The sequence below is a fragment of the Streptomyces mutabilis genome (assembly GCF_014649815.1).
Classification (GTDB): domain Bacteria; phylum Actinomycetota; class Actinomycetes; order Streptomycetales; family Streptomycetaceae; genus Streptomyces; species Streptomyces mutabilis.
This window is the reverse complement of sequence record NZ_BMTT01000048.1, coordinates 1-5,956: the sequence shown is the minus strand read 5'-3', so window position 1 is coordinate 5,956 and position 5,956 is coordinate 1. Positions and strand designations below refer to the sequence as shown.

Sequence of the window (5,956 nt, the reverse complement as noted above, 5' to 3'; positions counted from 1 at the left end):
CGCGCCCGCGACCTGGGCAGCCTGACAACCGAAGGCCCGGCACCTCCCCAGACCGAACTGGGGCTTGGGTTCTAGCGGTCCTCGCAACACTCATGATCAATGGGAGTTGCGAGGACTGTGGGCGGTAAGAGGCTCGATCCGGCGTTGAAGCAGCGGTTCCTTGAGCGGTTGGATGCCGTGGGGAGTGTGTCTCCTGTGGCACGTGAGCTGGGGCTGAACCTGAACACGGCGTTCACCCTGGCTCGCAAGGCCGGCATGACTACGGGGCACCTGGGGCACCCGCGGCGCGAGGAGTACAAGCAGCTGCGGGCCCGGGGTGTCTCCCGCCGTGAGGCCGCCCAGCAGGTCGGGGTAAACCCGCGCACGGCCAAGGACTGGGACAACGGCGTCCACAAGAGCCGCAACGGGCGGCTCTACCCGGACGGTCGGCGTGTGAACTACACGACGGGGACCGTCACGATGTCCGGTGTGATCAACAAGGCACCGGTCAGCCTCAAGGCCCTTGAGAAGAAGCTGCACCCGCGATTCCTGTCGCTCTCCGACCGGGAGCGAATACGCGACCTGCACGCCGCCGGCCAATCGCTGCGAGCCATCGGCCGGGCCCTGGGACGCCCGGCCAGCACCATCTCACGCGAGCTGCGGAACAACTCGGGGACCAGCGGCTACCACCCCTACGCGGCCCACCGGGCCGCCGCCTCGCGCAGGCCCCGCCCGAAGGAACGCAAGCTGCTACGCGAGGGCCCGCTGCGCAACTTCGTCCGCGACGGCCTGCGCAAGCGGTGGTCCCCGGAGTAGATCTGCCACGCTCTGACCAAGAGCCATCCCGACGACAGGAACATGCGGGTGAGCGTGGAAACGGTCTACCAGGCGCTGTATGTGCAGGCCCGAGGCGGCCTGAAGCGGGAAGTCCAGGCAGCCATACGCACCGGTCGCACCCGGCGCAAGCCCCGACGCGACCCAGCCCGTCGGACCCCTCGGTTCAACGACCCGATGGTGATGATCAGCAGCCGTCCCGCCGAGGTCGAGGACCGGGCGGTGCCAGGACACTGGGAAGGCGACCTGATCATCGGCGCGAACGGCAGGTCAGCCATCGCCACCCTGGTCGAGCGGACCACCCGCTACACGATGCTGGTCCACCTGCCCGGCAGCTCCCACGACGCCACAGCCGTCCGCGACGGCCTGGTCCGCACTGTCCAGGCCCTTCCCCCGCACCTGCGGGGCTCCCTCACCTGGGACCAGGGAACCGAGATGGCCCGTCACAAGCAGTTCACCATGGCCACCGGGATGCCGGTCTACTTCTGCGATCCCGCCTCCCCGTGGCAGCGCGGCTCTAACGAGAACACCAACGGCCTGTTGCGCCAGTACTTCCCCAAGGGCACCGATCTGAGCCTGCACAGGCCCGAAGACCTCGAACACGTCGCACAGGAACTCAACGGCCGCCCGCGCAAGACGCTCGGCTGGGATACACCAGCCGAGCGTCTGCGTGATCTACTGACCGCCTGAATCTGGATCGGTGTTGCGACGATCCCTAGAACTCAGGTCCGGACGCAGGGGCCTCTCGTGTGCAGCACTGGGCGTTCAGGTCGACAGTTCCCGTTCGGTCATCTCCTTGAGCAGGGCCTCGTACTCCTCCGCTCGGTTCTCCCGGAGAATTTGTAGGCCAACGCGGAGCCCCTGGGCAAAGTCCTCGGGGAGCATCTTCCTGAACAGGTGATGCATGACGTAGGGGGCGTCGTCATAGGGGAGTCGTCGTGGCTGCCCCCGCCCACCAGTCGCGTCATCGACGTCGGCGGCCGCATCAGCCTCTCGAGGACGTGCACTTGGAGGGCTTGGCTGCTTAGGAACGGCTGCATCAGGGCGGGCAGCAGCACCAGCCCTATCCTCCGCGGAGGACGAGCTGGCCGCCTCGCGCGGCTCCGTGTCGGGCTCTTGCGTGTCTTTCACTGAGGCAGTGTTGTTATCCGCGGAAAACAAACCGGAGTCGGTGCTGCCCGGGTCCGACCCTACGTCGATATCCAGCGGCACCTCGGGCGGCTGGCGCTGCTTGTTATCCGCGGAAAACAAGCCTTCGTCATCTCGGCGCCGCAGAGCATGCAGCTGGGCTTGCTCTTCAGCCTTGATCCTGGCGGCAGCTGCCTTCTCAGCTGCCAGCCGGTCTAGCAACGCGGCAGCGTCGATGCCCTCGTTCTCCCGGACGTACCGCACCATGGTGCGTCCGTCGCGCTCGGGCACGCTGCCGGCGCTCAGCATCGCTTGGATCTCTTGAGGCAGCTCCAGGAGGGCGAGCTGGTTCGTCACCCAGGAGCGGGCCTTGCCGAGTCGTTCAGCTGCTCGGGAGCGAGCTCCTCGCTCGGACTGTTCAGCGCAGGCCGCAACGAGCTGTTCGACACCGCGTGCCCGTTCGATGACGTCGAAGTCTTCGCGCTCGAGGTTCTCCTGCAGGAGGTAGTTGATGAACTCTTCCCGCGTCTTGGCGAGGTCGTCGCGGACGACGAAGTCCAGCGCCTCCAACCCGACGTGGACGGCGCTGTGGAAGCGACGCTCTCCGTTGATCAGGACATGGGAGGCGTCAGCGATCCGGTCCGAGTGCTCAGGCCACAAGGCCAAGTAGGCGCTTCGGGTGACAGCCACACACGCAGCCAACTGTGCCTGGCGAAGTTCCTCGCCGAACCGCGTCTTCTCTTCATCTGTGCCGAAGTTGCGGCGCGGATTCAAAGGGGTGGGGGAGACGCTCTCCAGACGCAGCCGGACAAGCTCGTACGCCGGGACGTCTCCCTGCGTGATGGCCTTGGCCCGGCCGCGGGCGCTGCGGCCTCGAGGAGCCTGGCTGAACGAGGAGCCAGTTCCGAGTCGGTCGGCGATGCTCATCCGCTGATCCTCCGTGCCACTGTGCGCATAACTTCTGCCTGCTCGCCGTAGGGAGCGTGGACCAGCAGAGGCTGCTTCACGCGTACGGCCTCTCGCTGGTCCTTCAACTCCGGCACGATCGCCAGAACCGGCGGATCCCCGATCTTGTGCCACTCCTCCAGCGACGATGTGGCCACGAAGCCCTTGCGGCTGTCGTACATATTCACGACGAAGCCCAGCATGGCGATATCGACATCCATGTCAGCGACGAGGTCCTGAACCTGGTCGTAGAGCATGTCGTAAGCATCCGCCGAGGAGTCCTCAGCGAGCACCGGGATCACGATGCCGGACGTGCCCTCCTGCTCGCCCTCCCGCGTACGGCAGTAATACAGGGCGGTGTCCATGCTGTAACCGAGGCTGGGAGGACAGTCGACCAGGATGTAGTCGAACTCCTGCTCCAGAGCCTCCAAAGCTTTCTCGAGCGCTGTCTCTTTGATGCGGACGTTACGGCTCGTGGCGAGCTTCGCGTCCAAAAGGAAGGCGTCCTTGCACGCCGGCAGCAGCCATAGGTGCTCTTCGAAGTCCCCGCCCTTTATCGGCACCAGCAGCTCAGCCAGTTCGCCCCGAGCCTCCCCCAGCATGTGCTTGGCCAAGCTGGCTGCGTCGATGTCGAGAAGAGGGTGCCCCAGTTGCTTGGTCAGGTGCCCCTGCGGGTCGAAGTCGATCAGCAAGGTCCGGTTCCCGGACTCGGCGAGAGCTTGTGCGACACCGGCAGAGACGGCGGTCTTGCCGACGCCGCCCTTCTGGTTGCCGAAGATGATGCGCCGCGCTCCCGTGACGCGTGGCGGCTTCGGCCGGGGCGAGGGATGCTGATCGAGCCACAGCCGGATCGACTGGGCGATGCCCTGGTTGTACGAGATACCCCGGGACTTGCAGTCCCTTTTGAGCTTGTCGTACAGCCCGGCTGGCAGATAGGTCGCGAAGGACGTCCCCCCGGCCGTATCTACCAGAGGCTGGCTCTTCGCCTTCCGCCAGGCATCTACGCCCTCTGTCACGGCGTCCTGGATGTCTGTACCAACTTCGGCGGCACGGACCTTGAGTTCTCTGCGCAGCTCAGACGGCAGCTTGGCTACTACCTTTTCCCGCTCGCTCGGGTCGTATGGCGCGGTCATGGCGCTACCTTACTCACCTCCGGCTAGTCGTGGCCGCCAAGTAGGCGTGTCGCACGCGCTTGTTATCCGCGGAAAACAAACAACCCCGCAAGCGATGCGCTGCTCCCCGTCTGCTGTACCGGTCGTGGTCTGCGAGATCGTCCAGCTGCCCGACGGTCGCTACGGCTGTGACGGCGAGCACGACCGGAAGCGATTGAGGGCGGTCGCAACTGGGTGCCGCAGGTCCGACAAGTGGTGAGCGGAAGTGCCAGTGCGCTGACGTCGTGACGATTCCGCCTGAGGCTCGTTGCCCACAGCAGAGTCGCTCTGTGAAGGCTCCAGCTCAGCAACTGCTACCCCGTGAGTAGCAGCTCTGCAAGTGACAGCTGACATACGCTCCGCGTGATCGCTGCTGGAGCCTCTGTCTCATGCGAACAGCCAGTGTCAAGCCGCGGGGCTGTCCGGCCTAGGCAGTTTCGTTTGGATCAGTCGGTCGTTGGTCCGGGTGTGCCGTTAACAGATGCGCAGTGGGCGCGGATCGAGCCGTTACTCCCGGACCGGACGCCGAAGCGGGGTGGTCGCTGGCGGGATCACCGGGAGGTGATCGACGCGATCGCCTTCAAGTTCCAGACCGGAACGCAGTGGGTCCATCTGGCCGGCACCACATCAGCCGAGCACTCGGGTGAGGACCGACTGACACTCGACTCGCCAACTGGGGCACTCAGTCACAGCGTGGCATCCCCTCTTTCAGTGGCTGGGGGAGACGCTGGAAGACGGCACTCCTGCCGTCGTACACGCGGAGTGTGACTCGTTTCCCACGGCCAGTTCCCTGATGATGACCTCCCCCCGATGGCCGCGTGCCTCCGGCGTGACGGTGAAGGTGAAGCACCCCGTCACAAGTGTCTCGCTGGTGAGGAAGACCCCCGGGCCGACGCCCAGTAACTCTGCCGTCACTATGACGTCAGGACCATGCCGCCCAATCCGCACCAAGCCTTGAGCCGGCTTTCCACGAGGGAAAACCCGAGCGATTTCGCTGTCCGCCAGCACGCCGTCGGCTGCCGCCCCAGCAAGCTTCTCCTGCCGAGTCTCAGCAGCACTTCGCAGATCAGCGCGGGCTTGTCCCTCGGCGCGGTCATCCGCCGTGGCCGCCCAGACCCATAGCCCGATGACGCACACAAGAAGCGACACGAGCACAGCCAGACAACCGTTGAACAGACACCCTCCAGCTGTTCCACTCCGCACCCCGTCGCGTCTCCCCATGACCCGAGCATGCAGGTGTCCATACCGGTCAGGGGGTATGAGTCCAAGCTGTTACTCACTCGGCCCCTGCCCGATCCCGCAGCTCGGTGCTGGCTGTGGTCGCCGCCCACCACAGGCCGGCCCGGCACCGCCCGGGAACGCGGAGTCCGGCGCCAGCTCTTCGAAGGCCACCTTCCGACGCCACTGCGTGTGGCCCGGCGATGCCGGCCCCCTGTCGGAGTCGTACGCTGCGCGCAGCAGGCGCTGCAGCTCGGAGGAGTAACCAGGCGTCCGCGCCCACGATCGATACAGCTCCTGCACGGTGGGCATGGAGGGGGCGCTGCTGAACTTGGCGAAGGCGACCGGCCACACGGCGTGCTGCTCGGGCGGGATGCCGCAGCCGGGCGGGAAGGCGCGCAGTTGCTGGACGCCGGCGGGGACGGTGCCGCCGTTGACGACGCGGGCGGCGGTGCTGACGGGCAGGGCGAGGGGGTTAGCCCGCGCCGCCCCGGATGTCGTCCAAGCTGGGGGTTCCGGCCTGTTCCCGCACCACCTCCAGGGCCCGGCTCAGGTCGGCTGCGGCGGCGATTGGCTCGGGCGCGGCGCGGACAGCTGCGCGAGCCGGCCGCGTTCCTGATCCAAACGACAGGGCCTAGTACTCCAGTTAGAAATCGTTGCCTGAGCTGGTTCTTCTTCGGTAGTGGCAGTGGCGGGCGGTC

Annotated in this window: 3 protein-coding genes and 1 pseudogene; 2 read left to right on the top strand and 2 right to left on the bottom strand. The window is 66.2% G+C overall.

What is annotated here, in order from left to right; genetic code table 11:
* The first annotated feature begins 255 nt into the window (after positions 1–255).
* Positions 256–1,503 (top strand): annotated as a pseudogene (locus tag IE142_RS34350) (IS30 family transposase).
* A 75-nt stretch (positions 1,504–1,578) separates the two neighbouring features.
* On the opposite strand, the gene IE142_RS34345 reads toward IE142_RS34350, so the two are convergent.
* A complete protein-coding gene (locus tag IE142_RS34345) occupies positions 1,579–2,868 on the bottom strand; it encodes a ParB/RepB/Spo0J family partition protein (RefSeq protein ID WP_191889367.1) in 1,290 nt (429 codons plus the stop codon).
* The gene (locus IE142_RS34340) at positions 2,865–4,019 is read right to left on the bottom strand and encodes a ParA family protein (protein ID WP_191889366.1); all 1,155 of its coding nucleotides are present in this window, start codon (positions 4,017–4,019) and stop codon (positions 2,865–2,867) included. The genes IE142_RS34345 and IE142_RS34340 overlap by 4 nt, the downstream gene beginning before the upstream one ends.
* A 381-nt stretch (positions 4,020–4,400) precedes the next feature.
* Here IE142_RS34340 and IE142_RS37750 point away from each other — a divergent pair, with 381 nt between their 5' ends.
* Positions 4,401–4,805, top strand: coding sequence for a transposase (locus IE142_RS37750; RefSeq protein WP_368857250.1), 405 nt, complete (start codon positions 4,401–4,403; stop codon positions 4,803–4,805).
* Positions 4,806–5,956 lie beyond the last annotated feature (1,151 nt).

Coding starts and splice junctions, on each gene's coding strand:
- IE142_RS34345 (WP_191889367.1), bottom strand. CDS start 2,868: ATGAGCATCGCCGACCGACTCGGAACTGGCTCCTCGTTCAGCCAGGCT.
- IE142_RS34340 (WP_191889366.1), bottom strand. CDS start 4,019: ATGACCGCGCCATACGACCCGAGCGAGCGGGAAAAGGTAGTAGCCAAG.